This window comes from Clostridium sp. AT4 (genome assembly GCF_001517625.2).
Lineage (GTDB): Bacteria > Bacillota > Clostridia > Lachnospirales > Lachnospiraceae > Enterocloster.
Genome location: NZ_LN999827.1, coordinates 387,866 through 413,740, shown reverse-complemented (window position 1 = coordinate 413,740; position 25,875 = coordinate 387,866). Strand labels below are relative to the sequence as shown.

General features: G+C 47.1%; 21 protein-coding genes and 1 riboswitch. Of the genes, 20 read left to right on the top strand and 1 reads right to left on the bottom strand.

Going from position 1 to position 25,875, the window contains the following annotated elements; genetic code table 11:
• Positions 1-120: 120 nt before the first annotated feature.
• The 20 genes from BN3656_RS05100 (at position 121) to BN3656_RS16410 (ending at position 24,796) form a co-directional block, all read left to right on the top strand.
• Positions 121-2,751, top strand: coding sequence for a cation-translocating P-type ATPase (locus tag BN3656_RS05100; RefSeq protein ID WP_066544847.1), 2,631 nt, complete (start codon positions 121-123; stop codon positions 2,749-2,751).
• 98 nt (positions 2,752-2,849) lie between these two features.
• Entirely contained in the window at positions 2,850-3,746 is an 897-nt protein-coding gene (locus BN3656_RS05095; RefSeq protein ID WP_066544845.1) for a fumarylacetoacetate hydrolase family protein, read from the top strand.
• 37 nt (positions 3,747-3,783) lie between these two features.
• On the top strand, positions 3,784-4,248 hold the full coding sequence (locus tag BN3656_RS05090) for a methylglyoxal synthase (RefSeq protein ID WP_066544843.1): 465 nt from the start codon (positions 3,784-3,786) through the stop codon (positions 4,246-4,248).
• A gap of 25 nt (positions 4,249-4,273) precedes the next feature.
• Positions 4,274-6,760: a 1,4-alpha-glucan branching protein GlgB gene (gene glgB / locus BN3656_RS05085; protein ID WP_081422853.1), complete on the top strand. Its 2,487-nt coding sequence runs from the start codon at positions 4,274-4,276 to the stop codon at positions 6,758-6,760.
• Between the two features lie 58 nt (positions 6,761-6,818).
• Positions 6,819-8,309, top strand: coding sequence for a sensor histidine kinase (locus BN3656_RS05080; protein ID WP_066544841.1), 1,491 nt, complete (start codon positions 6,819-6,821; stop codon positions 8,307-8,309).
• Positions 8,309-9,097, top strand: coding sequence for a response regulator (locus tag BN3656_RS05075; protein WP_066544840.1), 789 nt, complete (start codon positions 8,309-8,311; stop codon positions 9,095-9,097). Before BN3656_RS05080 ends, BN3656_RS05075 begins: the two co-directional genes overlap by 1 nt.
• Before the next feature lie 168 nt (positions 9,098-9,265).
• On the top strand, positions 9,266-10,399 hold the full coding sequence (locus BN3656_RS05070) for a TRAP transporter substrate-binding protein (protein WP_066544839.1): 1,134 nt from the start codon (positions 9,266-9,268) through the stop codon (positions 10,397-10,399).
• Between the two features lie 138 nt (positions 10,400-10,537).
• Complete coding sequence (locus BN3656_RS05065) at positions 10,538-11,062, top strand: TRAP transporter small permease (RefSeq protein WP_066544835.1); 525 nt, start codon at positions 10,538-10,540, stop codon at positions 11,060-11,062.
• Positions 11,062-12,354 carry a TRAP transporter large permease gene (locus tag BN3656_RS05060; protein ID WP_066544833.1) on the top strand — a complete coding sequence of 431 codons (1,293 nt, stop codon included), beginning with the start codon at positions 11,062-11,064 and terminating at the stop codon, positions 12,352-12,354. The genes BN3656_RS05065 and BN3656_RS05060 overlap by 1 nt, the downstream gene beginning before the upstream one ends.
• Positions 12,355-12,441: 87 nt before the next feature.
• The gene (locus BN3656_RS05055) at positions 12,442-12,918 is read left to right on the top strand and encodes a YcxB family protein (protein ID WP_242962942.1); all 477 of its coding nucleotides are present in this window, start codon (positions 12,442-12,444) and stop codon (positions 12,916-12,918) included.
• A gap of 10 nt (positions 12,919-12,928) precedes the next feature.
• Positions 12,929-13,948 carry a TRAP transporter substrate-binding protein gene (locus BN3656_RS05050; protein WP_242962941.1) on the top strand — a complete coding sequence of 340 codons (1,020 nt, stop codon included), beginning with the start codon at positions 12,929-12,931 and terminating at the stop codon, positions 13,946-13,948.
• A 123-nt stretch (positions 13,949-14,071) separates the two neighbouring features.
• Entirely contained in the window at positions 14,072-14,677 is a 606-nt protein-coding gene (locus BN3656_RS05045) for a cytidylate kinase-like family protein (RefSeq protein ID WP_066545300.1), read from the top strand.
• A gap of 93 nt (positions 14,678-14,770) precedes the next feature.
• On the top strand, positions 14,771-15,856 hold the full coding sequence (locus BN3656_RS05040) for an AI-2E family transporter (RefSeq protein ID WP_066544825.1): 1,086 nt from the start codon (positions 14,771-14,773) through the stop codon (positions 15,854-15,856).
• A gap of 12 nt (positions 15,857-15,868) precedes the next feature.
• On the top strand, positions 15,869-16,657 hold the full coding sequence (locus BN3656_RS05035; protein WP_242962940.1) for a MurR/RpiR family transcriptional regulator: 789 nt from the start codon (positions 15,869-15,871) through the stop codon (positions 16,655-16,657).
• A 132-nt stretch (positions 16,658-16,789) separates the two neighbouring features.
• On the top strand, positions 16,790-18,196 hold the full coding sequence (gene ascF / locus BN3656_RS05030; RefSeq protein WP_066544821.1) for a PTS cellobiose/arbutin/salicin transporter subunit IIBC: 1,407 nt from the start codon (positions 16,790-16,792) through the stop codon (positions 18,194-18,196).
• 2 nt (positions 18,197-18,198) lie between these two features.
• Positions 18,199-19,626 carry a 6-phospho-beta-glucosidase gene (ascB, locus tag BN3656_RS05025; RefSeq protein WP_066544819.1) on the top strand — a complete coding sequence of 476 codons (1,428 nt, stop codon included), beginning with the start codon at positions 18,199-18,201 and terminating at the stop codon, positions 19,624-19,626.
• A 129-nt stretch (positions 19,627-19,755) separates the two neighbouring features.
• Positions 19,756-19,852: riboswitch (purine riboswitch) on the top strand.
• 279 nt (positions 19,853-20,131) lie between these two features.
• Positions 20,132-21,487: an NCS2 family permease gene (locus tag BN3656_RS05020; RefSeq protein WP_347460711.1), complete on the top strand. Its 1,356-nt coding sequence runs from the start codon at positions 20,132-20,134 to the stop codon at positions 21,485-21,487.
• Between the two features lie 27 nt (positions 21,488-21,514).
• Positions 21,515-22,795 (top strand): amidohydrolase family protein, encoded by a 1,281-nt coding sequence (locus BN3656_RS05015; RefSeq protein ID WP_066544817.1) that lies wholly within the window; start codon positions 21,515-21,517, stop codon positions 22,793-22,795.
• Positions 22,796-22,854: 59 nt separating this feature from the next.
• Entirely contained in the window at positions 22,855-23,481 is a 627-nt protein-coding gene (locus tag BN3656_RS05010) for a DNA-3-methyladenine glycosylase I (RefSeq protein WP_347460709.1), read from the top strand.
• Positions 23,482-23,641: 160 nt separating this feature from the next.
• Positions 23,642-24,796 (top strand): hypothetical protein, encoded by a 1,155-nt coding sequence (locus BN3656_RS16410; protein ID WP_066544815.1) that lies wholly within the window; start codon positions 23,642-23,644, stop codon positions 24,794-24,796.
• A gap of 117 nt (positions 24,797-24,913) precedes the next feature.
• Here BN3656_RS16410 and BN3656_RS05000 read toward each other — a convergent pair whose 3' ends face one another.
• On the bottom strand, positions 24,914-25,795 hold the full coding sequence (locus BN3656_RS05000) for an AraC family transcriptional regulator (protein ID WP_066544813.1): 882 nt from the start codon (positions 25,793-25,795) through the stop codon (positions 24,914-24,916).
• Between the last annotated feature and the right edge of the window lie 80 nt (positions 25,796-25,875).

Below are 25,875 nucleotides of genomic sequence, written 5' to 3'. Positions count from 1 at the left end.
CTTTTTCATAAATTAAACAGAGTGTACAGACCGGATGCTTCCGGGGCCGCTCAAGGATGGTCCCGGGAGCATTTTTAGTTGCGGTTTTTACAGATCCAGAGTATAAAAGGGGGAGCCGGAATGACAGAATGGTACAGCAGATCAGAGGAAGAGGTTTTAAGGGAGCTTTCCTCCTGCCGCCGGGGGCTGACCGATGCAGAGGCCCATTCCAGGCTGGAAAAATATGGGGAAAATGTTCTATATGAGCGGGAGGCTGTACCCTGGTGGCAGATTTTTCTAAGTCAGTTTAAGGATCTTCTGGTAGTGATCTTAATGATCGCTGCCGGGATATCCATGGCTACAGGAGATCCGGAGAGCGCTCTGGTTATTTTTACGGTTTTGTTTTTAAATGCCCTGTTGGGAACGATCCAGCACAGGAAGGCGGAAAAATCCCTGGAAAGCCTTCAAAAGCTGTCCTCTCCTGAGGCCAGGGTAGTGAGAGAGGGACAGTCGGTTACCATTCCTTCCTCGAACGTAGTGCCGGGAGACCTGATGATTTTAGAGGCCGGAAGCCTGGTACCGGCAGATGGCCGGCTGCTGGAAGTTTATGGACTTACGGTGAATGAAAGCTCTCTTACCGGAGAATCGCTCAGCGCAGAAAAACATACCGGGTGTCTGAGAACGGAAGGAGAGCGGCTGTCTCCCGGAGATCAGGTCAATATGGTATTTTCCGGTTCTCTGGTTACCTCCGGGCGGGCTGCCGCAGTAGTTACAGCCACAGGAATGAATACGGAGATCGGTTCGATCGCTTCTTTGATGAACCGGGCAGAGGTACAGAAAACACCCCTGCAGATTAGCCTGGACCATTTTTCCGGTCATCTGGCGCTTGGCATCATGGGAATCTGTGTTTTGGTTTTTGGACTCAGTGTTTACCGGAAGGAACCTGTACTGGACGCGTTGATGTTTGCCGTGGCTCTGGCTGTGGCGGCAATCCCGGAAGCATTAAGCTCCATTGTTACCATTGTCCAGGCCATGGGAACCCAGAAAATGGCAAGGGAGCACGCGATCATCAAGGATTTAAAGGCAGTGGAAAGCCTTGGCTGCGTATCTGTGATCTGCTCTGATAAGACGGGAACACTGACTCAGAACCGTATGGAAACAGAGGCGGTCTACATCAATGGAAGAGAAATGGAGACGGATCAGCTGAAAGAGTATGCGGGATCAGGAAAAAAGGATGCGAAGCTCTTTTTAATGGCAGCCGCTTTAAATAATAATACATCTCCATCTGCCGGGGATAAGGAGGGGGATCCGGTGGAGCTGGCCCTGTTTCATATGGTTCAGGCTGCCGGAGCAGTCCCGGAACAGCTGCGTCTGTGCTGTCCAAGAAAAGGGGAGATTCCCTTTGATTCTGCAAGAAAGAGAATGACGACCATCCATGAGGTGCAGGGGGAAGAAATCATGTTTGTTAAGGGTGCTCCGGATGTGCTGCTGGAGCGTTGCACACGGATCATAAATCCTGCCGGAGCGGATCTTGTTCCGTCACGACAGCTTTCTGCTTCCGACCGGGCGGCGATTTTAAATCAGAATCAGGAATGGTCCTTACGGGGGCTCAGAATTTTGGCATTTGCCTGCCGGTCCGGAGCCAAATGGCAGGAGGATCCGGAAACAGACCTTGTGTTTCTGGGGCTTGCGGCAATGATGGATCCGCCCCGGCCGGAGTCACGCCCGGCAGTGGCTGCGGCCCGTCAGGCCGGAATACGCACGGTGATGATCACAGGAGATCACCGGACAACGGCAATGGCTGTAGCAGGCCGGATCGGCATTTTTTTGCCCGGAGATCTGGCGCTTACAGGAGCCCGGCTGGATCAGATGACAGAAGAAGAACTGGAAAAAAAGCTGCCGCAGATTTCTGTTTATGCCCGCGTATCTCCGGAGCATAAAATACGCATTGTAAAAGCATGGCAGAACCGGGGGCATATCGTAGCCATGACGGGCGACGGGGTAAATGATGCTCCCGCCCTGAAAAAAGCAGATATCGGCATTGCTATGGGTCTGGGAGGAACAGAGGTGTCAAAGGATGCCGCCTCCATGATTCTGGCGGATGACAATTTTGCTACGATTATCAAAGCTGCTGCCAATGGAAGAAACGTATACCGCAATATTAAAAATGCCATCCAGTTTCTTTTGTCCGGAAATATGGCAGGGATTTTGTGCGTCCTTTACACTTCGCTTTTGGGGCTTCCCCTTCCCTTTGCTCCGGTTCATCTGCTGTTTATCAACCTGATCACCGATTCTCTCCCGGCAATCGCCATTGGGATGGAGCCGGCAGAGGATGGACTGCTTAAGAAACCGCCCAGAGACCCGAAGGAAGGGATTTTGACTCCCAGCTTTGTCGGACAGATCTTTTTTCAGGGCGGCCTGATGGCGGGAGCAACCATGTGGGCCTGGAGCCTGGGAATGAGACAGGGGGGAGAAGCTCTGGCCTGTACTATGGCATTTTCTGCGCTTACACTGGCGCGTCTGTTTCACGGCTTTAACTGCCGCAGCAGCCATTCGATCATACAGCTTGGCCTTCTCAGCAATCCGGGCAGTCTGGCGGCATTTATGCTTGGGAGCATTCTTTTGGCAGCGGTTCTTTTTGTGCCGGGGCTGCAGATGTTTTTTGCCGCATCCGATCTCATGCCGGTTCAGGCGGCAGCTGTAGGAATGGCTGCATTTCTTCCTACAGTGGTGATACAGCTGGGAAGGATTTTCAGGGATTCGCAGCAGTAAGAGACTGAAAAAATAGAAATCAGAGCCGAAAAGTAGAAAAAATCGGAAAAATGTGGTACAGTAGACAATAAGTGAGTGCAGAATACAGGAGGCCGTCAATGAAATTTGTTACATATGAGATTGAACATAAGAGAAGACTGGGCGTTATAAACAGGGATGGAACATGGATCTATCCGTTGCGCTCTCTGGATATGGATTATAAAACCATGCAGGAGCTGATCGAGGGCATCAGTGAGTCTGAAAAACAGCTTCTGGAGTATGTGTCAGGACAGGATCCTTATAAGATCAAAGGGGCAGTTCCCGCAGAGGAGGCTATCCTTCTTGCGCCTATTCCTCATCCTGTGCAGGATGTAATTTGCCTGGGCATCAATTATATGGCCCATGCAGAGGAATCGGCCCGCTATAAGAAGGAGGCCTTTGGCGGAGAGCGCCCCTTTGCCGTATATTTCTCAAAACGGGTCAGCGAAGCTACGGGTACAGGCGCTGAAATCCCCAGTCATAAGGAGTTAGTGCAGGATTTGGATTACGAAGCTGAACTGGCGGTTATTATTGGAAAGGACGCAAAAAATGTGCCTGTCTCCGAGGTGAAAAATTATATTTTCGGTTATACGGTGATCAATGATGTGAGTGCCAGAACCCTTCAGACCCGTCATAAGCAGTGGTATTTCGGCAAAAGCCTGGATGGATTTCTTCCCATGGGGCCTTGTATTGTTACCGCGGAGGAATTTCCCTATCCGCCCAGGCTTTCCATTCAGTCCAGGGTAAACGGAGAGCTTCGCCAGGACAGCAGTACAGAGCTTATGATATTTGGCATTGACCATGTGGTAAGCGAGCTTTCTGCCGGAATGACCCTGAAGGCAGGCACCATTATTGCTACAGGAACGCCGGCCGGTGTGGGAATGGGCTTTGATCCGCCCCGTTTTTTAAAGCCCGGGGATGTGGTGGAGTGCTCCATTGAGGGAATAGGAACCCTGGTAAACCGGGTTTCAGAGTAGAAAAGAAACAGGCACAGCATAAAAGGAGGCCGGGAAAATGGATTACTTATCAATGACCATTGGAAAACAGAAAAACATTGCGTTGATTGCACACGACCAGAAAAAGCATGAACTGATGGACTGGTGTCTGGAGCATAAGGAAGCACTGTCAAAGCATTTTCTGTGCGGGACAGGCACCACAGCCAGGATGATTACAGAGTATACGGGCCTTTCGGTAAAGGGATACAACAGCGGGCCCTTAGGCGGCGACCAGCAGATCGGAGCCAAGATTGTGGAAGGAAAGATTGATTTTGTGATTTTCTTTTCCGATCCTCTCACGGCCCAGCCTCACGATCCGGATGTGAAGGCGCTTCTTCGGATCGCACAGGTTTATGACATTCCCATTGCAAACAATAAAGCAAGCGCGGATTTTATGATTGCTTCTCCTCTGATGGAAGAGGAGTATGAGCATGATGTGATCAATTTCAGGCAAAATATTTCAGAACGGGCTCAGACATTGTAGTCGGCAGAAGGGGGAAGCTGTATTTATGGAACAGGTATTATACGATTTGATGGATTGGGCGGGAATTGAGGAGCTGACTTATTCGGAGTCTGCAGATCCTCACAGACTTCTGGGATCTCACATAACAGAAAAGGGGCTTTTGATCCAGGCTCTGTTTCCTACGGCTTCGGCTGTAAAGGTAAAGCTTTCCAATACGGGAAAGACATATGATATGGAGCTGGCAGATGAAGCAGGCTTTTTTGCAGTCCTCATTCCCAGAAAGACGAAAACAGCCTATACGCTTTTAGTGACCTATGATAATGGGGCGGAGGAAGAAGTTACAGATCCTTACGCCTTTGGCCCTCAGTATACGGAGCGGGAGCTCAAGAAGTTTGAAGCGGGAATTTTCTATAACATCTATGAGAAAATGGGTGCTCATCCCATGACAATAGACGGTGTGGAGGGTGTATATTTTTCCGTATGGGCCCCTTGTGCCATGAGAGTCAGCGTGGTAGGAGATTTTAACCTCTGGGACGGCAGACGCCATCAGATGAGGAAGCTGGGGGAGGGAGATGCAAGTGTATTTGAGCTGTTCATTCCCGGCTTAAAACCAGGCTGCCTTTATAAGTATGAGGTGAAAACGCGGGCCGGGGAACCCATGTTAAAATGTGATCCCTATGCCAACTATGCAGAGCTGCGCCCCAATAATGCCTCCATTGTGTGGGATATTGGAAACTATCAGTGGAAGGATCAGGAGTGGATGAAAAAGAGGGCCGCATCTGATACAAAGGACAAGCCGTTTAATATCTACGAAGTTCATCTGGGATCCTGGATCCGCAAGGCGTTTGCAGAGGATGAAAATGGAAATGTGATTGCCGGGTCTGAGTTCTATAATTACCGGGAATTGGCTGTAAAGCTGGCTGATTATGTAAAGAATATGGGATATACCCATGTGGAACTGATGCCGGTGATGGAGCATCCCTTAGACGCTTCCTGGGGATATCAGGTGACAGGGTATTATGCGCCCACCAGCCGATACGGAACCCCGGATGATTTCATGTATTTTATGGATTATATGCATGAAAACGGCATCGGGGTGATCCTTGACTGGGTACCGGCTCATTTCCCCAGAGATGCCTATGGCATGGCCTGCTTTGACGGTACCTGTGTATATGAACACGCAGATCCCAGACAGGGTTCTCACCCCCACTGGGGAACTCTGATCTACAATTACGGCCGTCCCGGCGTATCCAATTTCCTGATCGCAAACGCCTTATTCTGGGCTGAAAAATATCACGCAGACGGTATCCGAATGGATGCAGTTGCTTCCATGCTGTATCTGGACTACGGCAAAAATGACGGCGAGTGGGTAGCCAATATGTACGGCGGAAATGAAAATCTGGAAGCCGTAGAATTCTTAAAGCATTTAAACAGCGTATTTAAGGGACGCAAAGACGGCGCTGTGCTGATCGCAGAGGAGTCCACAGCATGGCCCATGATCACCGGCAATCCAAAGGACGGCGGTCTTGGCTTTGACTACAAGTGGAATATGGGCTGGATGAATGACTTCACCAACTATATGCGCTGCGATCCCTATTTCCGGAAAAATAATTACGGCGGGCTTACCTTTTCCATGCTCTATGCCTACAGTGAAAACTTTGTCCTGGTATTTTCCCATGACGAGGTGGTTCACGGAAAAGGCTCCATGATGGGGAAAATGCCGGGAGAAACTCTGGAAAAGAAAGCAGAAAATCTGCGCGCTGCGTACGGCTTTATGATGTCCCATCCGGGCAAGAAGCTGCTCTTTATGGGACAGGACTTTGGCCAGATTGACGAGTGGAATGAAAATGCTTCTCTGGAATGGGAACTTTTGCAGTATCCTCTTCACAAAAATATGCAGAGCTATGTAAGGGCATTAAACCACATGGTTCTGGAGCATCCGGCTCTTTACGAGGAGGACTTTGACCCCAGTGGATTTGAGTGGATCAACTGTAGCTATTATGAAGAAAGCATGGTTTTATATGTACGCAGAAGCAAAGACGGAAAGGAAACGCTGCTCTTTATCTGCAACTTTGATAATGTGGAGCATGAGAAATTCCGTCTGGGAGTACCGTTTGCAGGCAAATATAAGGAAATCTTCAACAGTGAAGCCAGGGAATTCGGCGGTCAGGGCAGGATCAACGCCCGCGCAAAGAGCTCGAAGAAGATTCCATGGGATGACAGAGAGAACTCCATCGAATGCAATATCCCGCCAATGAGCTTTCTGGTATTTTCCTGTACGCCGGAAGCTGGCAAAAAGAAGGCCGGGAGGGCTGCAAAAAGCTCTGTTAAGGAGGCTGCCGCAAAGAAGGAGCCAGAGACCGGCGTAAGAAAGACAGCCGCGGTGAAGGAAGAGCCGAAGAAGCTGTCTACAGCCAGGGAAGAACCTAAAAAACTTTCTACTACAAAAGAGGAACCTAAAAAGATAATGGAGGCAAAGAGCCGGGAAAGAACCCAAAAGACGGCTCAATCTTTCAAACGCACTGAGTCGTAAAACACAGGAGGGGCCGAGGATACAGACAGAAAGGAAACGCAGATTATAATACAGATCTATGCTTCGTAATATATGGTTAACGATTTCCATTAAAAAGAAGATCGGTATTTTTGCAGCCATGGTCATTTTGATCATGGCTCTTTCGGCTACGTTCAGTATTTGTATTATGAACTTCTCGCTGGGAGGCTTCAATACCATTTTAAATGACAATTCCCGCTGCCATGATTTTCAGGAGGCACTGGATCTTGAGATTGAGTCCTTTGCGGATTATATCCGCGATGCCACACCTGATACGAGAGATCAGTATGTTCTGTCCTGCGTCCGTACAGAGCGCTGTCTCCGTTCCCTTCCCTTTGACTATGCCCGGATTGGCACAGAGCGCTACGCCCGCACCTGGAGTATTTTAAATGGTTATGAAACCTATCAGGCCTATCGGGATGAGCTTGCTGAGACACAGGTAAGGGAAAGCGATTTTGTGGAACGGCTGTACCGGGTGTACAAGATGCAGGAATATCTTCAGACCTATGCCAGACGTCTGGTGCAGGTCACTTTAAAAGAAGGAAATGACAGTTATCAGGAAAAAGTACCTGTATTTTATAACATGCCCTATCTGATTCTGGCTATTTCCGCCGTCTTTATGGGTTTTGTGATGTTTTTAACCAAAATCCTCTCCAACGCGCTGGTATCTCCGGCAGTCCTTCTGGCCCAGTGCGCCAGAAAAATCGCCAAAAATGATTTTACCGGAGAAGATCCCTCTGTAGAAAACCGGGATGAAATGGGCGAACTGGTGCGGGCATTTAACAAAATGAAACGGTCTACAAAGGGGTATATTGATACATTAAAGGAGAATCACCGTATGTCCGAACTGCTCCACAGGGAAGAGATCGAAAGGGTAGAGATGGAAAAGCAGCTTAGCGGAGCCAGGCTGGAGCTGCTGAAAAGTCAGATCAATCCCCATTTCCTCTTTAATACTCTGAATATGATCGCATGCATGGCAAAGCTGGAGGAGGCGGTTACGACAGAGCGGATGATCAGCAGCATGAGCAGCCTGTTCCGGTATAACTTAAAGACCTCAGAGCAGATCGTAACCCTTGCCAGGGAACTGAAGGTGGTGCAGGATTATATGTATATTCAGCAGATGCGTTTTGGAAGCCGTATTCTCTACAGCTGTGATCTTAAGGTTGATGCAGAGCAGGCTATGATTCCGGCCTTTACGCTGCAGCCTGTGGTGGAAAATGCCATGGTTCATGGTTTGTCAAAGAAGGAACAGGGCGGAAGAGTTCACGTAAGGATTTGGGAACAGGGAAACAGGCTTGTTATTTCTGTAGCCGATACGGGGCTCGGAATGTCTGAGGAGCGTCTGGCAGAGGTCACGGAGGCCATGAAGGAGCGCCGGACCTCCAGGATTGGAATAGGACTGGGAAATATTTACAAGCGTATCCACATGATGTATAAACAGGGAGAATTCCGGATCGCCAGCATAGAAGGACGGGGCACGGTGATTCAGATGTTCATTCCTCAGGAAAAGCATAACAGGGGGGATAAATAATGTACCGAATGCTGATAGCGGATGATGAAATGATAGAGCGGGCTGTACTGTATAAAATGCTCAGTAAAAATCTGGAAGGCCAGTGTGAGATCTATCAGGCAGAAAACGGCAGACAGGCACTGGAGCTGTATGAAAAGGAGAAGATCCAGATTGCTGTTTTAGATATAGAGATGCCGGGGATCAACGGGATCCAGGCAGCAGAGAAAATCAGGGAAAAGGATAAGGATTGTGTGATCGTTTTCCTTACAGCTTTTGATGAATTTTCCTATGCAAAGAAAGCTATTTCTGTAAGGGCCATTGATTATGTGCTTAAGCCATATGATGAAAATGAGCTTATGCTTGTGATCGAGGAGGCCATGCGCATGGTAGAAGAGCAGGGGCAGAGGAAGGAGATGGAACAGTTCTTTCAAAATGAATCGGAGGAAGCTGATTTTGAAGAAGATCCGGTTCAGCCGGAGGATGATAATGATCACATGAGCCGTGTAGGGGCCATGATCCGCTCGTTTATTGAAGAAAATTATATGTATGACATTTCCATGCAGGAGCTGGCACGGAGAATGAACTACTCAGAGCCCTATTTCTGCAAGCTTTTTAAACAGTACTTTGACCAGAATTTTACTGCTTATCTCACCGAGTACCGCATTGCTGAGGCAAAAAAGCTTTTGGAGCAGCCCACTTTTAATATCAAGGATGTGGGAAAAGCGGTAGGCTACAGTGATTCCAATTACTTTACAAAGGTATTTAAGAGGATCACCGGACAGAGTCCGACGGAGTATCGGAATGGGTGATAAGGAAAAATATAAAGAAAATATAAAGAAAGTTAAAATTATACTACGATTCGCAAAAATTTACCATGTTCATTGTGCGCTTTTCCTTATATAATGAAATCAACATAAATAAAGCGTTAAGATATATATCAAAAACGTGAATGATGTATTAAGAGGAGGATGTGTAACATGAAGAAAAGATGGTTAAGCACAGCACTTTGCGCAGCAATGGCTGCAGGTACTCTGGCAGGCTGCGGTCTGAAGACACCAGAGACTACGACAGCTGCTCCGGCTGCAACTGAGGCTGCAAAGGAGGAGACCAAGGCAGAAGAGAAGACTGAGGCGGCAGAGGGTGAGACCAAGGCAGAGGCAGCAGCTTCCGGCAAGTATGACACTGCAAATATGCCTGAGGTAACTCTGGTATACGCAGAGGTTAACCCACTGGATACGATCGTTGGCCAGATGGCTACCGATTTCAAGGAAAAGGTTGAAGAGCTTTCCGATGGAAAGATGATAATCGACGTACAGGCCAGCGGCGTTCTGGGTTCTGAGAATGACGTTCTGGATACCATGTTAGGCGGCGGCGGTACCATTGATATGTCCCGTATTTCCGCATTCGCATTAAACGGCTACGGCGCAAAGAAGTCTCTGCTTCTTTCCATTCCTTATACATTTGCTGACCGTGAGCATTTCTGGAACTTCGCAACCAGCGATCTGGCTGATGAGTTCTTAGCAGAGCCGGTTGAGCAGGGCCTGGGCGTAAGAGGTCTGTTCTACGGTGAGGAAGGCTTCCGTCACTTCTTCTTTAAGGAAGAGGCTAACACACTTGAAGACTTAAAGGGCTTAAAGATCCGTGTTTCCAATGACCCTGTTATGACAGGTATGGTAGCCGGACTGGGCGCTAACGCAACTGTTGTTTCCATGAACGAGCTGTACTCCGCACTGCAGACAGGTGTTGTTGACGCTGCTGAGCAGCCGATCGCAAACTATGCTTCCAATGCATTCCCTGAGGTTGCACCTTACCTGATGCTGGATGGACATACTCTGGGCGCTGTTCAGGTTGTTATCACAGACGAGGCATGGAACGGACTGACTGAGGATCAGCAGGCTATCTTGATGGAGGCAGGCGAGTACGCTTCTGCTAACAACCGTAAAAATTCTGAGAACAAAGAGAATGAGGTTCTGGAGCAGCTTAAGGCTGACGGCGTGACCGTTGTTGAGGTTGAGGATAAGGCTCCATGGAAAGAGGCTTGTAAGGATGTAATCGAGTCCAACACTTCCGATCAGGCTGAACTGTATCAGCAGCTCCTTGATATGGAGTAATCTTGCAGTAAATTTGTAACTGACAGGACACAGAGAGTTTTGGGTATTTTCTGTGTCCTGTTTTGGTATCAGGGAATCTGTTAAAATGTTGTTAACAGATATCCAAATACACAATAAAGAAAAGGGGGAAAATCTGAAATGCCAGAGATTTTCAACAAGATCGACAAGATCAAACCGGCATACGACCTGGTATACAAGGCTGTAATGCTGATCTGCAAGCTGCTTCTGGTTGCGGATATTGTGATCACATCCATGTCTGTTGTGGGCCGTTACGTTTCCTTTATTCCCGACCCGGCCTGGAGTGAAGAAGTAGTTCTTACCTGTATGTCCTATATGGCAGTGCTTTCTGCAGCGCTGGCCATCCGCAGAGGCGCTCATATCCGTATGACCGCATTTGACAATTACTTACCGAAAAAGGTAGTAACCTTCCTTGATATCCTTGCAGATGTTGCCGTACTGGTACTGGCTGTGATCATGATCACAGTGGGCTGGAAATATGCAACCGGCATTGGTTCCAAGGGTACTTATGTAAGTATGCCAAAGGTATCCAGATTCTGGATGTACTTCCCGGTTCCTTTAGCCGGAGTGGCTATGGTTGTGTTTGAGATTGAGGCTCTTTACAATCATGTGAAAAAGATCTTTGTAAAGGAGGAAGCAAAATAATGGATGCGAATACATTTGCAATTTTAGTTTTACTTGGAAGCTTTTTCCTGATGATCTTCCTGCGTTTCCCCATCGCTTATGCGGTTGCTCTTTCTTCCGTATTCTGTCTGGTAGCTCAGGGACATAACCTGACTACGATCTGCCAGCAGATGGTAAAGGGAATCAGTTCCTTCAGCCTGATGGCTGTTCCGTTCTTTATCACCATGGGATGCCTTATGGGCTCCGGCGGTATTTCCGAAAAGCTGATCGCTCTGGCAAATGCCTGCGTGGGCTGGATGCGCGGCGGTATGGCAATGGTAAACATCGTTGCTTCCTATTTCTTCGGCGGTATTTCCGGTTCTGCATCTGCAGATACAGCTTCCTTAGGTTCCATCCTGATCCCTATGATGGTTGACCAGGGCTATGACGGAGATTTCTCCACTGCAGTTACGATTACATCTTCCTGTGAGGGACTGTTAGTACCTCCAAGCCACAACATGGTTATCTACGCTACCACAGCCGGCGGTATTTCCGTAGGAAGCCTGTTCTTAGCAGGATATATTCCAGGCGCTCTGTTAGCTGCTTCCCTGATGATCGGCTCTTACATTATTTCTGTAAAGCGCAATTATCCAAAGGGCGACAAGTTCAGCATGAAGGTGCTGTTAAAGCAGTTCAGCGTTTCCTTCTGGGCTCTGGCAGCCGTTCTGATCGTTGTAGTAGGCGTAGTAGGCGGTGTGTTCACAGCTACTGAGTCCGCAGCGATCGCTGTTATCTATAGTCTTCTTGTAAGTGTATTTATCTACAAGGGACTTGACTGGAAGGGCGTATGGAGAGTTTTAGGCGACTGCATCGACACACTGTCTATCGTACTGATCCTGATCGCAACCTCCAGTATTTTCGGTTACTGCCTGACACAGCTCCATGTGCCGGATCTGGCAGCAACTGCTATTACAAACTTTACCAACAACCCAATCGTACTGGCACTGCTGTTAAACCTGATCCTTCTGGTTTTAGGCTGTATCATGGATATGGCTCCGATCATCCTGATCGCAACTCCTATCCTTCTGCCGATCGCAACCTCTATCGGTATCGATCCCATTCAGTTCGGTATCATGGTAGTATTAAACTGCGGTATCGGCCTTCTGACTCCTCCGGTTGGTTCCGTTCTTTTCATCGGTTCCGCCATTGCAAAGCTGCCAATGGAGAAGGTTGTAAAAGCTACCCTTCCATTCTACCTGTGTATGATCATTACGCTGCTTCTGATCACATTTGTACCGGCAATCAGCCTGTGGCTGCCTCAGGTATTGGCATAACAGCAGAAATCATTTATAATTAACAATCATGAAGCCGTTCTGATGCTTTATCAGGACGGCTTTAAAAATCACTTCGGAGGAAGGCTTATGTATCAATATACCTATCGTCTCAGCAATGGAGAATACTGGCGTCTGTCTATGTACTATACGTATGGATCTATGGTAGGCGTGTGCAATCTGATATTTACAGCGGCTTTATTTATCCTTACCTATGTAAAATGGGGAGGAGCAGGATGGGGCTACCGGGCCATGCTGATCTTAGGCTGCAGTCTGTTTACCGTGCTTCAGCCCCTGGCGATCTGGAGACGTTCCAAAAAGATTGCTTCAGCGATCAAAGAGGATACTCATATCATGATTGACGGCAAGGGGATCCATGTGACTGTGGGAACGGCTCATACGGATATTGTATGGGACAAGATCCGCCGTATTTCAAAGAAACCGGATATGCTGGTGATCTTTTCCGATACGACCCATGGATATGTGCTTACGGACCGGGTGCTGGGAGGAGACCGTGAAGCGGTCTATTCGTTTATCACTGCCCGTATGAATCATGGAAAAAAGTAAGGAGGAAGCAGTGAAAGGGAAGAGAAACATCCTGGCTGCCGGCCTGATCCTGGCGTTGTCCGCCTCGGTATGGGGGTGCCAAAGCAGAGAGAAGGGGGCTGGGGAAGAAAATGTACCAGAGTTTGTGCTGACCTATGCAGAAAATCAGGCAGAGGACTATCCTACTACTCAGGGAGCTTACAGATTTGCAGAACTGGTAAAGCAGAGAACCGGAGGAAAGGTGGAAATCCTGATCAATGCCGAGGGGATTCTGGGGGATGAGAGAACGGTGATCGAGCAGCTTCAGTTCGGCGGCGTTGATTTTGCCCGTGTGTCTCTGTCGCCTTTATCGGAATTTGTGCCGGAATTGAATGTCCTTCAGCTTCCCTATCTGTATACAGGTGCGGAGCATATGTGGAAGGTGCTGGAAGGGGAAATCGGGGACAGCTTTTTAGGTTCCTTTGAGGGCTCCAGTCTGGTAGCTCTTTCCTGGTATGACGCAGGAGCCAGAAATTTTTACAATTCGGTCCGTCCCATAGAGAAGCTGGAGGATATGAAGGGGCTTACCATCCGTGTTCAGGAGTCGGAGCTTATGAGCGACAGCATCCGCGTGCTGGGAGCTGTGCCGAAGCAGATGGCTTACGGGGAAGTTTATTCCGGTCTTCAGACCGGGGAAATCGACGGAGCGGAAAATAACTGGCCCTCTTATGAGTCCACAAGGCATTATGAGGTAGCCAGGTATTACACCATCGACGAGCATACCCGAGTGCCGGAGCTGCAGCTGGCGGCCCAGTCCACCTGGGATAAGCTGCCTGAGGAGTACAGGATCATTATTACCCAGTGTGCCAAAGAATCCGCAAGGTATGAGCGTTCTCTGTGGAAGGAGCGCGAAGCACAGTCTGAGCAGAATATCCGTGAAGCAGGCTGTATCATAACAGAGCTTTCCAAAGAAGAAAAGTCCCGCTTTCAGGCTGCGGTTATGCCTATGTACGGAAAATACTGCAGCGATTATGTGGATATGATCGACCGGATTGTGGCTGAGGGGAGATAAGGAAAAATTACGTCCGGTTCATCCTTGTGGAATGACGGTAAGGTATGCTATAATAGCCCCATAACCGGATGGCTCTTATGGATCCATACAGGCACAGACAAAGGAGAAGGGACGGTGGACGTTATGAATAAAGTAATTACAGTAAGCCGTGAATTTGGAAGCGGTGGACGCGAGCTGGGGGTAAAGCTGGCAGATGCGCTGGGGATTCCTTTTTATGATAAGGAACTGATTTCCATGGCTGCCGACGATATCAATATTGCGGAAGAAGCATTTCGCAGGTATGACGAGCATATTGTGGTGGAAGATCCCCTGGATCGGAATTTTTATCATGCATTTTCTGACATTTACCAGGTTCCCATGTCGGATCAGATTTTCGTGGCGCAGTCGAATGTGATCCGCCGTCTGGCATCCCATGGCCCCTGTATTATTGTCGGCCGGTGTGCTGATATGGTATTGGAGGACAGCATCAATATTTTTGTTTATGCAAAGATGAAAAACAGGATCCGCCGTATGATGGAGCTGGAGCCGGGATCGGATGAAAAGGAAATGGAGCGCCGGATCCGTGAGGTAGACCGGAAGCGGAAGGATTATTATCAGTATTATACTGGAAATACCTGGGGAAAGGCGCAGAATTATCATCTGTGCGTAGACAGCGGACTCGTAGGAGTGGACGGCTGTCTCAGAGCAGTGACGGCATATCTGGGAGAGTTGTGCCGGGATCTGTCTTAAAAAAAGAAAATATATGTTTTATGAATATTATTTTTCCAAAGGCTCATACTAGGAGTGTACAAAGGAAGTACAAATCAAAAAACAGGTGAGTCCATGGAAAAGCCCGGTAAAAAACTGAAGAAATTTTTAATCATAACAGGAACCACAGGATTGGTCTATGCAGGTTTAAAGTACCTGCTGCCTCTTGTGGCTCCTTTTTTCATTGGCTATACGCTGGCCTTGATCCTGCGCCCTTCGGTCCGTTTTATCCGGTATCGTTTTCAGTTTTCTGCATTTGGAAAAACATGGAAAATTCCCTCTGGATTGATCGGAGCAGCAGAAATAGGGATTATATTTGGCGGTCTGGGGATTTGGGTCTGGCAGGGAATCCTGCGCCTGTGCCGGGAACTGCAGCTTCTGGCAGTCCGTCTGCCCCTGTGGATCATGGATTTTGACAGCCGGATGGCGGAATACTGTATGAAAATGGAACGGGCAGCAGGCTTAAAGTCCGGCTGTCTGTTTGAAACAGCAGCTGAAATGACAGCCACATTGGGGGAGAAGGCGAAAGAAAGCCTGATGCCTTTTCTTATGACAAATTCCCTGCCTGCAGCGGCTTTTTTTATACGTCTGACTCTCGTTTGCCTGGTTTCCTTTCTGGCGGCCGTCTTGAGTCTTCAGGAGATGGAAGAGCTTCGGCACAGGCGGGATCAGTCCTTGTTTCGCAGAGAGTTTAATCTTATCGGGAGCCGCCTGGTACAGACCGGGAAGGCATGGTTTAAAAGCCAGGGCATCATCCTTCTTTTAACCTGTGGTTTGAGTATAGGAGCCATGATCTGGATGGGAAATCTATATGCTGTTTTGGCAGGCACAGCCATAGCTCTTCTGGACGCCCTGCCTCTTTTGGGAGCAGGGGCTGTCCTTCTGCCCTGGGCTTTTTTGTGCGTGCTGGGAGGACAGTGGAAGGATGCTTTGATCCTTTCGGCCCTCTATCTGGCCTGTTACTTTGCGCGCCAGTATCTGGAAGCGAAGTATATGGGCAGTGAGGTTGGCTTATCTCCTCTGGAAACGCTGGCGGCAGTGTATGTGGGAATGGAATTATTTGGTTTTTTGGGATTTATTTTAGGGCCTCTGGGACTGCTTTTGATCGAGGATCTGACAGAGATATGGGAAGAAGGAGCAGACAGAGGGAAACTTACTTGACAGGCAGAAGCTTTGGCTGATAGACTGGTGTTAGAAATGATGGGAGAGGACATGAAAATGTTTGATGTGGAGCAGGTAAAAGCCTTAAATGATCTGGAGAGAATGGTCTATGAATATGTTGTAAAAGATCCTGAAAAGGTGAAATATATGAGGATTCGGGAGCTGGCTGATGAGGTACATGTTTCAACGTCTACCATTCTGCGGTTTTGTAAAAAAATGGGATGCAGCGGCTATTCAGAATTTAAGCTGCAGCTTCGGGATTATCAGACCAGGAAGGATCAGGCAAACGTAAGGGATGATATTTCAGAAGTCGTTGACTTTCTAAAAAAAACCGCAGCGCAGGAGTTTGAAGATAAGCTGGAAATGCTGGCAGAGGTTATTTTTCATGCAAACCATGTTTTTCTGGTAGGCAGCGGTATGTCGGGGATCGTGGCAAAATATGGAGCGCGGTATTTTTCAAGTATGGGTAAATTCTGCCTGTATATTGATGAACCGCACTATCCTACAGAGAGCAGTTTTTTAAAGGACAGTCTTGTGATCGTATTTTCTGTATCGGGGGAATCCGGAGATACCATCCGGCATGTTATGCGGTTTAAGGAGCAGAACTGCCGGATCCTCAGCATCACGAATACGGAAAACTGCACCATAGCAAAGCTGTCTGATCATAATATTGCATATTATGTCAGCTATATGCGGCTGGGTGATTATGATGTTACAACCCAGATCCCGGCGGTGAGTATTGTGGAACGTCTGGGCAAGAAGCTGTACCGCTATACCTCTAAAGGGCCAGGAGCTATTTGATAAAACATCCTGTTACATATAAAAAACAAGTGATTAAAGGTGTCACTTGTTTTTTTAGGCCCTGAAAGCGATGACAGTAGATGATTCCCTTCGTATAATGTATCTATCAAAATCCTTAAGGGGGAAAAGAAAATGGCAAAAGATTATACGGTTATTTCCAGAAAAATCGTAGAGCAGATTGGTGGGATCGACAACATTGCAAACGTTACTCACTGTATGACCCGTCTCCGCTTTGTGTTAAAGGATGAAACACTGGCAGATGATGAGGCAGTAAAAGCAATTGACTGTGTTATGGGTCTGGTAAAACAGGGAGGACAGTACCAGATCATCATCGGCAACCATGTAGGAACCGCTTATCAGGAGGTTTTAAAACTGGGAAATTTTGGCGAGCAGAGTGAAATTGCCAAAGGTGAGAAGAAAGAACCTCTGACACTGAAAAAAGTGGGAAATAACATTCTGGATGCGATTGTGGGAACCATGTCCCCGCTGATTCCGGCTATCATCGGCGGCTCCATGGTAAAGCTTCTGGTTATGCTCCTTGGAATGGCAGGTATCCTGTCTGCTGATTCAGAAACCTATAAGCTGATCAATACCATTGGCGACGGAGCATTCTACTTCCTTCCGATGCTGGTAGCAGCGTCCGCAGCAAAGAAATTTAAGACGGATATGTTTCTGGCAATTTCCATTGCAGGAGTTCTGATCCATCCGGATTTCAGAAGCATGATGGAGGCAGTTACAGTAGGCGATACAGCGGCTCATTTTATGGGAATCCCCATTGCTTCCGTAAAGTATACCTATACCGTTATCCCGTCAATCTGTATGACATGGATTCTGTCCTATATTGAGCGGGGCGTTGATAAGATCACTCCGGCTGTGACAAAGAACTTCTTAAAGCCCATGCTGATTCTTCTGATTGCGGCTCCCATTGCTATTTTAATCATTGGGCCGGCAGGTATATATGTAGGAGAAGGCATTTCCTCATTCGTTTTCGCAGTTCAGGACAAGCTTGGCTTTGTGGCAGTAGGAATCATGGGCGCGATCTGGCCGCTCCTTGTAATTACCGGTATGCACCGTGTATTTACGCCAACTATTTTACAGACTATTTCCGAGACGGGAATGGAGGGTACAGTAATGCCCTCTGAGATCGGAGCAAATCTTTCACTGGGCGGCGTATCTCTTGCAGTTGCATTAAAAACAAAGAACAGTGAGCTTCGACAGACGGCTCTTGCGGCAGCATCTTCTGCTCTGATCGCAGGAACTACAGAGCCTGCTCTCTATGGCGTTGCAGTGCGCTTAAAGCGTCCTCTTCTGGCTTCTCTGATCACAGGCTTTGTTTGTGGCTGTCTGGCCGGAATCGGAGGGCTTGCCAGTCGTTCCATGGTATCGCCCAGCGTTCTCACCGGAGTACAGTTTATCGATCCGGCGAATCCGGGAAGAAGTATTGCGTGGATTGCAGGCATCACCATTTTATCCATTGTCCTGTCCTTTGTGCTGACACTGGTGATCGGTTTTGAGGATATTCCAGAAGAGGAGAAATAACATTGAGTGATTTCAGAGTACCGGAGAATTTTTTATGGGGAGGAGCCATTTCTGCCAATCAGGCAGAAGGAGCTTATCGGGAAGGAGGCCGTGGGATCAGCAATATCGACCTGATCCCCCACGGTTCCAGTCGTATGGATGTGAAGCTGGGAAAGGTTTCTGATCCTGAGCTGCAGACAGATGCCTTTTATCCCAGCCATGAGGCGATTGATTTTTATCATCATTATAAAGAGGATCTGGCCTTAATGGGGGAATTGGGACTTAAGGTATTCCGCACCTCTATTTCCTGGTCCAGACTGTTTCCTGAGGGAGATGAGGCATTCCCCAATCCGGAAGGAATCGCTTTTTATAAAGACCTGTTTAAGGAATGCCGCAGATATGGGATAGAGCCTCTGGTTACGCTGTGCCATTTTGATGTGCCGTATGGCCTGATCCGGAAATATGGCTCCTGGAGAAGCAGAGAGGTGATCGGCTGCTTTGTACGGTATGCAAAAACATGCTTCAGGGAATTAAAGGGACTGGTAAAATACTGGCTTACATTTAATGAAATCAATATTGTGCTGCACAGTCCGTTTTCAGGGGCAGGAATTGCCTTTGCAGAGGGAGAAAACAGAAATCAGGTTATTTATCAGGCGGCTCACCATATGCTTGTAGCAAGCGCTCTTGTCACAAAAGCAGCCCATGAAACAGATCCAGAAAATAAAGTGGGCTGTATGCTGGCCGGAGGAAGCTTTTATCCGTATTCCTGTAATCCGGAGGATGTATGGGAGTCTGTAAAAAAAGAACAGGAAAATCTGTTTTTCATTGATGTGCAGGTTCGCGGACATTATCCCAGCTATGCCAAAAAGCTTTTCAGGGAAAAGGGTATCTGTCTGAATATGGAGCCGGAAGATTCGGATATCTTAAAAAATACAGTTGATTTTATGTCCTTCAGCTATTATTCCAGCCGCTGTGTGGCTGCGGATATGGCGGATAAGATGTCAAATGAGGGAAATGTGGTGAAATCCGTGAAAAACCCCTGGCTGAAAACAAGCCAGTGGGGATGGGCCATTGACCCTCTTGGTCTTCGGATCACAATGAATCAGCTTTATGACCGCTATCAGAAACCGCTTTTTATTGTAGAAAATGGTCTTGGCGCAAGAGATGTGCTCACACCGGAAGGAACGGTTGAGGATGATTACCGGATCGACTATCTGAAAAAGCACATTGAGGCGATGAAGCTGGCAATGGAAGACGGAGTAGAGCTTATGGGCTATATTGTCTGGAGCTGTATTGACCTGGTGTCTGCATCTACAGGGGAGATGAGCAAACGATATGGGTTTGTTTATGTAGACAGAGATGATGAAGGAAAAGGAAGTCTTAAGAGACAGAAAAAGAAATCCTTTTACTGGTATCAGGATGTAATCCGAAGCAATGGGGAGTATTTATAAATACTTAGACAATACAAAAAATAAAAGGCACCACAAAAATTTTTGTATAAAGTGCCTATAAAAGAGCTTGGTTTTTCGATACTTTTTAGGATAGACAAATAAAATGGGAATGCTTATAATGAAAGTAACTTCATAAAAGCAGATTTTTTATGTATATCCTGGAGATTGGTCCAGAGTTTCTACCAACTGCCGTAAATAGTTGACTACATAGTTTCATGGGGCTGGTTTTGGGCGGCCGCCATGCAGCTGTGCGCGGTCTTTGGGGCAGATATGAGCAGATTTAGGTTCCGCGTTGGCGGAACCTTTTTTAGTTCATAGGAAAGAGCATCCTATGAAATTCAGTGGGTTACACAAGCAGAGATTATCTGTAGAGAAAGGAGGGATGAGGCAGAACGCACGCAGACTGGCTGCTGATGAAGAAAAATGTGAAAGAGAGGACATAACATTGGAAAAAAGGGAAGGTTTTTTCGAACGGTTTTTTGGGATTTCACAAAGCGGCTCTAATATGCGCACAGAGGTTTTGGCAGGGATCACCACCTTTATCACGGTGGCGTATATCCTGATCCTGAATCCTCAGATCCTGGCTGATCCATTTGTCATCGGGGGAGACATGGATATGGCCTCTAAAATCTCCAACGGCGTATTTATTGGAACCTGCATCGGCGCTTTTATTGGTACGATTCTGTGTGCGGTATATGCCAAGGTGCCTTTAGCTCAGGCTCCCGGTATGGGACTGAATGCATTTTTTGCTTATACGGTTGTGTTGGGAATGGGGTATACTTATCATCAGACATTGACAATTGTATTTATTTCAGGCGTACTGTTTATCGTAATCACAGCAGTGGGACTGCGCCAGGCGATTATCCGGGCCATACCGGAGCCGATTAAAATGGCGATCACGCCGGGAATCGGCCTGTTTATCACCATTGTGGGATTAAAGAATGCGGGGCTGGTTGTAAGCAATCCCTCTACGCTTGTAAGCATGGTTGATTTTGCCCAGTGGAGAAATGGCGTGGATACACAGCTGATCTGCGGCGCTCTGGTGGCTTTGATCGGACTGATTGTCATAGGAGTTCTTCACACAAAGAATGTAAAGGGTTCGATTCTCTGGGGAATTGTAGCAGCCACAGTGGTAGGAATCCCTCTGGGAGTGACAAAGCTGTCTGCCTTTGATCTGGATCTGGCTGCAAAATTCAGAGATTTTGGTGAGGTTTCTCTGTTTAAAATGGATGTGGCAGGCCTGTTTGAGGGAAAGAGCGTTACAGATGCCATTTTTACTATTATTATGCTGGTACTCAGCTTTTCACTGGTAAATATGTTTGACTCAATGGGAACACTTATGGGAGCAGGACGCCAGTCCGGCCTGATCGACGAGAACGGAGAAGTGATTCATATGCAGGAAGCACTGATGGCGGATGCGATTTCCACAGCAGCAGGAGCATTAGTGGGTACTTCTACCGTAACGACTGTAGTGGAATCCAGCGCAGGCATTGCAGCAGGAGGACGGACTGGAATGACCAGCCTGGTAACAGCAGCTCTTTTCCTTGGAGCCATTATTTTTGCCCCGGTTGTAAGCATTGTGCCGGCAGCGGCAACTGCACCGGCTCTGATCTTTGTGGGCGTTCTGATGCTGAGCAATATCAAGGATGTTGATTTTTCGGATATGACAAACGGACTTCCGGCTTTCTGTACCGTTGTATTTATGCCTTTTACCTATTCAATTGCAAACGGGATTGCAATGGGGCTTATTACATACTGCCTTCTGAAGATCCTTGCAAGAAGACCGAAGGAGGTAGAAGTACTGACAGGACTGATCGCTGTGGTATTTGTGTTCCGCTATGCATTTATGACCCTTGGATAAAAGGGAATTGTAAGGAGGATGGAATCTATGGAACAGAAAACATTTGCACTGAAGGGAAATATCATTTATACAAAGGAGCGAACCCGATTTGAAGTGATGGAACAGGGCTGGCTGGTATGTGAAGAAGGCCGGGTTCGGGATGTGTATTCGGTGCTTCCGGAGGAATTAAAGGGCATACCCGTGGAGGATATGGGGGATCGCCTGATTATCCCCGGACTGACGGATCTCCATATCCATGCTCCTCAGTATACATTCCGCAGCCTTGGAATGGACATGGAGCTGTTGGAGTGGCTGGAAACAAATACATTTCCGGAGGAGTCCAAATATAAGGATGCGGAGTATGCCCAAAAGGCCTATGGAATGTTTGCAGAGCAGTTGAAAAAGAGCGCTACCGTGCGGGCCTGCATTTTCGGGACCATTCACAATGAGGCCACGCTGATTCTGATGGATCTTTTAGAGGAGGCCGGGCTTCACACCATGGTTGGAAAGGTAAATATGGATCGCAACAGCCCGGATTATCTATGTGAGCCATCAGCTGAGGCTTCCGCTCAGGCTACCAGGGAGTGGCTGAAGGCCGTAGCTGACCGGAAGTATAAGCATACCAGACCGATTCTGACTCCGCGTTTTACTCCCAGCTGTACAGATGAGCTGATGGAGCTTTTAAAGGAGATTCAGACGGAAACCCATCTTCCGATGCAGTCTCATCTATCAGAAAATCCGGGGGAAATTGCCTGGGTGAAGGAGCTTTGTCCCTGGTCTGAATTTTATGGCGATGCTTATGATAAGTTCGGACTGTTCGGAGGAGACTGCCCCACTGTAATGGCTCACTGCGTTTATTCCGGAAAAGAGGAAATGGCTCTTATGAAGGAGAAAGGCGTATTTGTGGCCCATTGTCCGGAATCCAATACCAATCTCTCTTCCGGCGTCGCACCGGTGCGGCGGTATCTGGAGGAGGGCCTTCATGTGGGTCTTGGAAGCGACGTGGCAGGAGGTTCTACAGAAAATCTCTTTACCGCCATGTCTCAGGCCATCCAGGCATCCAAATTAAGATGGAGGCTGCAGGATGACTCCTTAAAGCCTCTTACCGCAGAGGAGGTCTTTTATATGGCTTCCAAGGGCGGCGGGGCATTCTTTGGAAAAACAGGAAGCTTTGAGCCGGGATATGAATTTGATGCGGTTATCATTGACGACAGCCGCCTGATCCATCCCCAACCGCTGACGGTGAAGCAGCGTCTGGAGCGAGTGATCTATCTGGGCGACGAACGGGAGGTATATGGAAAATATGCCTGCGGTGAAAAGATTCTGTAACTATTCTGAGAAAATAAAGGTGAAATGATGAGAGGAAAATGTACTCCCGGAATCCCTGTATGGGGCTTTCGGGAGCATTTTCTGTTATACAGGAGGAAGACAGGGTGAAATGGAAGGATGGAAAATGCAGGTGCTGCTGGGCCAATCCAAAGAATGAGCGGTATATCCGCTACCATGATGAGGAATGGGGACGCTCGGTTCATGATGACAGAAAGCTGTTTGAAATGCTGGTTTTGGAGTGTTTTCAGGCAGGGCTTTCCTGGGAATGCATTTTAAATAAGAGAGAGGCCTTCAAACAGGCATTTGATGAGTTTGAGCTGGAAACTGTCTGCGGGTATGGAGAGGAGAAGCTTCAGGAACTGAAAGAAAATGCGGGAATTGTGCGTAATTCTCTGAAAATAATTGCCGCTGTCACCAATGCCCGTATATTTAGAAAGATTCAGGCAGAGTACGGAAGCTTTGACTGTTATCTGTGGCACTGGACAGAGGGAAAGGTAATCTGCGAGACAGGCAAGACAAACTCTGCTTTGTCTGACCGGATTTCAGAAGATCTTAAAAAGCGCGGAATGAAGTTTGTGGGAACTACAGTTGTATATGCCTATCTGCAGGCGGTTGGCGTTGTATGGGGGCATGAAGAAAACTGCTTTCTGTCACTGCATCAGGGAAAGGACATGCAGAAAAAGTAACAGTTTCATAACGGTTTCTTACATTTTTCTGTCTTGTTTACATTTCCTATACGTTTTCTTACTTTTTTTAAAATCTATTGATTCATGGTGAAAAATTAGCTATAATCTGCTCATAAAAAACAGATAAAACAAACAATATGTATAAAAGGAGGTTTCCTATATGAGAAAACGTAATTTAACCGGTTTATTATTTGCAGCAGCATTCGTGATGGCAGGAACCCAGTTCGGCAGTGTAGAAGCTCAGGCAAGACCTCACCATGGAGAGGATTGGGAGGACAGATGGGAAGATCGTTGGGATGATGACGATGATGATGACGATCGCTGGGACGATGACGATGACGACGATGACCGTTGGGACGATGACGATGATGACGATCGTTGGGAAGGCGGACACGGTCATGGAAATGGGAATCATGGAGGTGGTAATAACAGCGAGCACCGTCCGGCAGCAGGCGGAGCAGTAAATGTAGTTTACTTCTGTGAGGAGGATAATACCGTCTGGGCCAATGGCGTTATCTGGGCAGCGGGCCTTGTAGATGGAAAGGGAAATGTAAACTCCAGCGAGCTGACCAATGTGCCGGAAGGCTATAAGTTAAAGGAAGTAGGAGACTTCTACTACGACGGCGGCGCAGAACTCCGTATTCAGATTGTGCCAGAGCATAAGTATGGCGGAATGGTAAACGTAGTGTATGTATGCGAGGAAGAGAACCATGTATGGGCGAACGGAGAGATCTGGGCAGCGGGCCTTGTAGACGGAAAGGGAAATGTAAATTCCAGCGAGCTGACCAATGTGCCGGAAGGCTATAAGTTAAAGGAAGTGGGAGATTTCTACTATGACGGCGGTTCTGAGCTTCGTATTCAGGTTGTGCCAGAGCATAAGTATGGCGGAATGGTAAACGTAGTGTATGTATGCGAGGAAGAGAACCATGTATGGGCGAACGGAGAGATCTGGGCAGCGGGCCTTGTAGATGGAAAGGGAAATGTAAATTCCAGCGAGCTGACCAATGTACCGGAAGGCTATAAGTTAAAGGAAGTAGGAGATTTCTACTATGACGGCGGCGCAGAGCTTCGTATTCAGATTGTGCCGGAGCAGAAACTTGGCGGAATGGTAAACGTAGTGTATGTATGCGAGGAAGAGAACCATGTATGGGCGAACGGAGAGATCTGGGCAGCGGGCCTTGTAGACGGAAAGGGAAATGTAAATTCCAGCGAGCTGACCAATGTACCGGAAGGCTATAAGTTAAAGGAAGTAGGAGATTTCTACTATGACGGCGGTTCCGAGCTTCGGGTTCAGGTTGTGCCGTGGTATCGTTAATAATCTGCTTTAAGAAATGTGTTGTAATATAAATGAATAACGATATGCCGCAGGAGCCGGATTCATCCGGTATCTGCGGCATTTGCAGATATTGTTATATTATTTTATAAACTCAAATTACCGTATAGGAGAATTGTTTAGAAACCATTCGGGAGTATTTATGTTCCCAGTAGTTTGATAATACATTTGTGGGGATATACCTGTGTACTTTTTAAAGACACGGCTAAAATATAAGGGATCATCAAAGCCAACCAGATGAGCAATTGAAGCAATGGTCATCGAATTTGATAAAAGGAAATCCTTGGCCTTTTCTATCCGCTGATTATTTAAATAGTGCATAGGTGAAACTCCCATACGTTTTCGGAAAGTGTGGGAAAAATAACTTTCGCTTAGTTTACAGTAATCGGCCATAGAAGCTACGGTCCATTTATTTGCATATTTTGAATTTAGTTCAATTAGTAACCGATCAAATGAAAAGTCATTTTCAAAAGGTTTGGACAGTTTATAAAAAGATCGTTGAATAGAGCACAGCAGTATGAAAAAATTGTGTAGAACAATATCATCATACTGTATTTTTTTTAGCTGAAGCTCGGTGATAATGTCCTGAAAAAGTAGTTTTAGATATAAATTTTCGCCGATATAGCAATTTTGAATGTTATATTTTTTTAAAATTTCTTCACTTTGATTGCCTGTAAAATGGATCCAATAAACCTCTGGTTTTTCATTTGCATAATAGGAATAGAATTGTGGTACTCCAGGACGATACAATACAATATTTCCGGCAGAAAGTGTGACCCATTCATTATTAAAATAAAAATGTCCATATCCACGATAGATATAAATAATCTGATAATCAAGTCTTCCATTTTTTCTATTACAGAAGTAATTCTGTGTTTGAAAAATCTGTTTTCCGCAACAATTGACCATGATGGGAACTTCATTGTTAAAAAAACCTATAGTTTTTCGTTCATCCCGTAAATGTCCGCTGATATTAATCATAATAATCTCCATTTCGCTTTCAAGCTAATAAGCTTTTTAGAGTATAGTTTTTTACAGAATACTATTATTCGTGGATATTA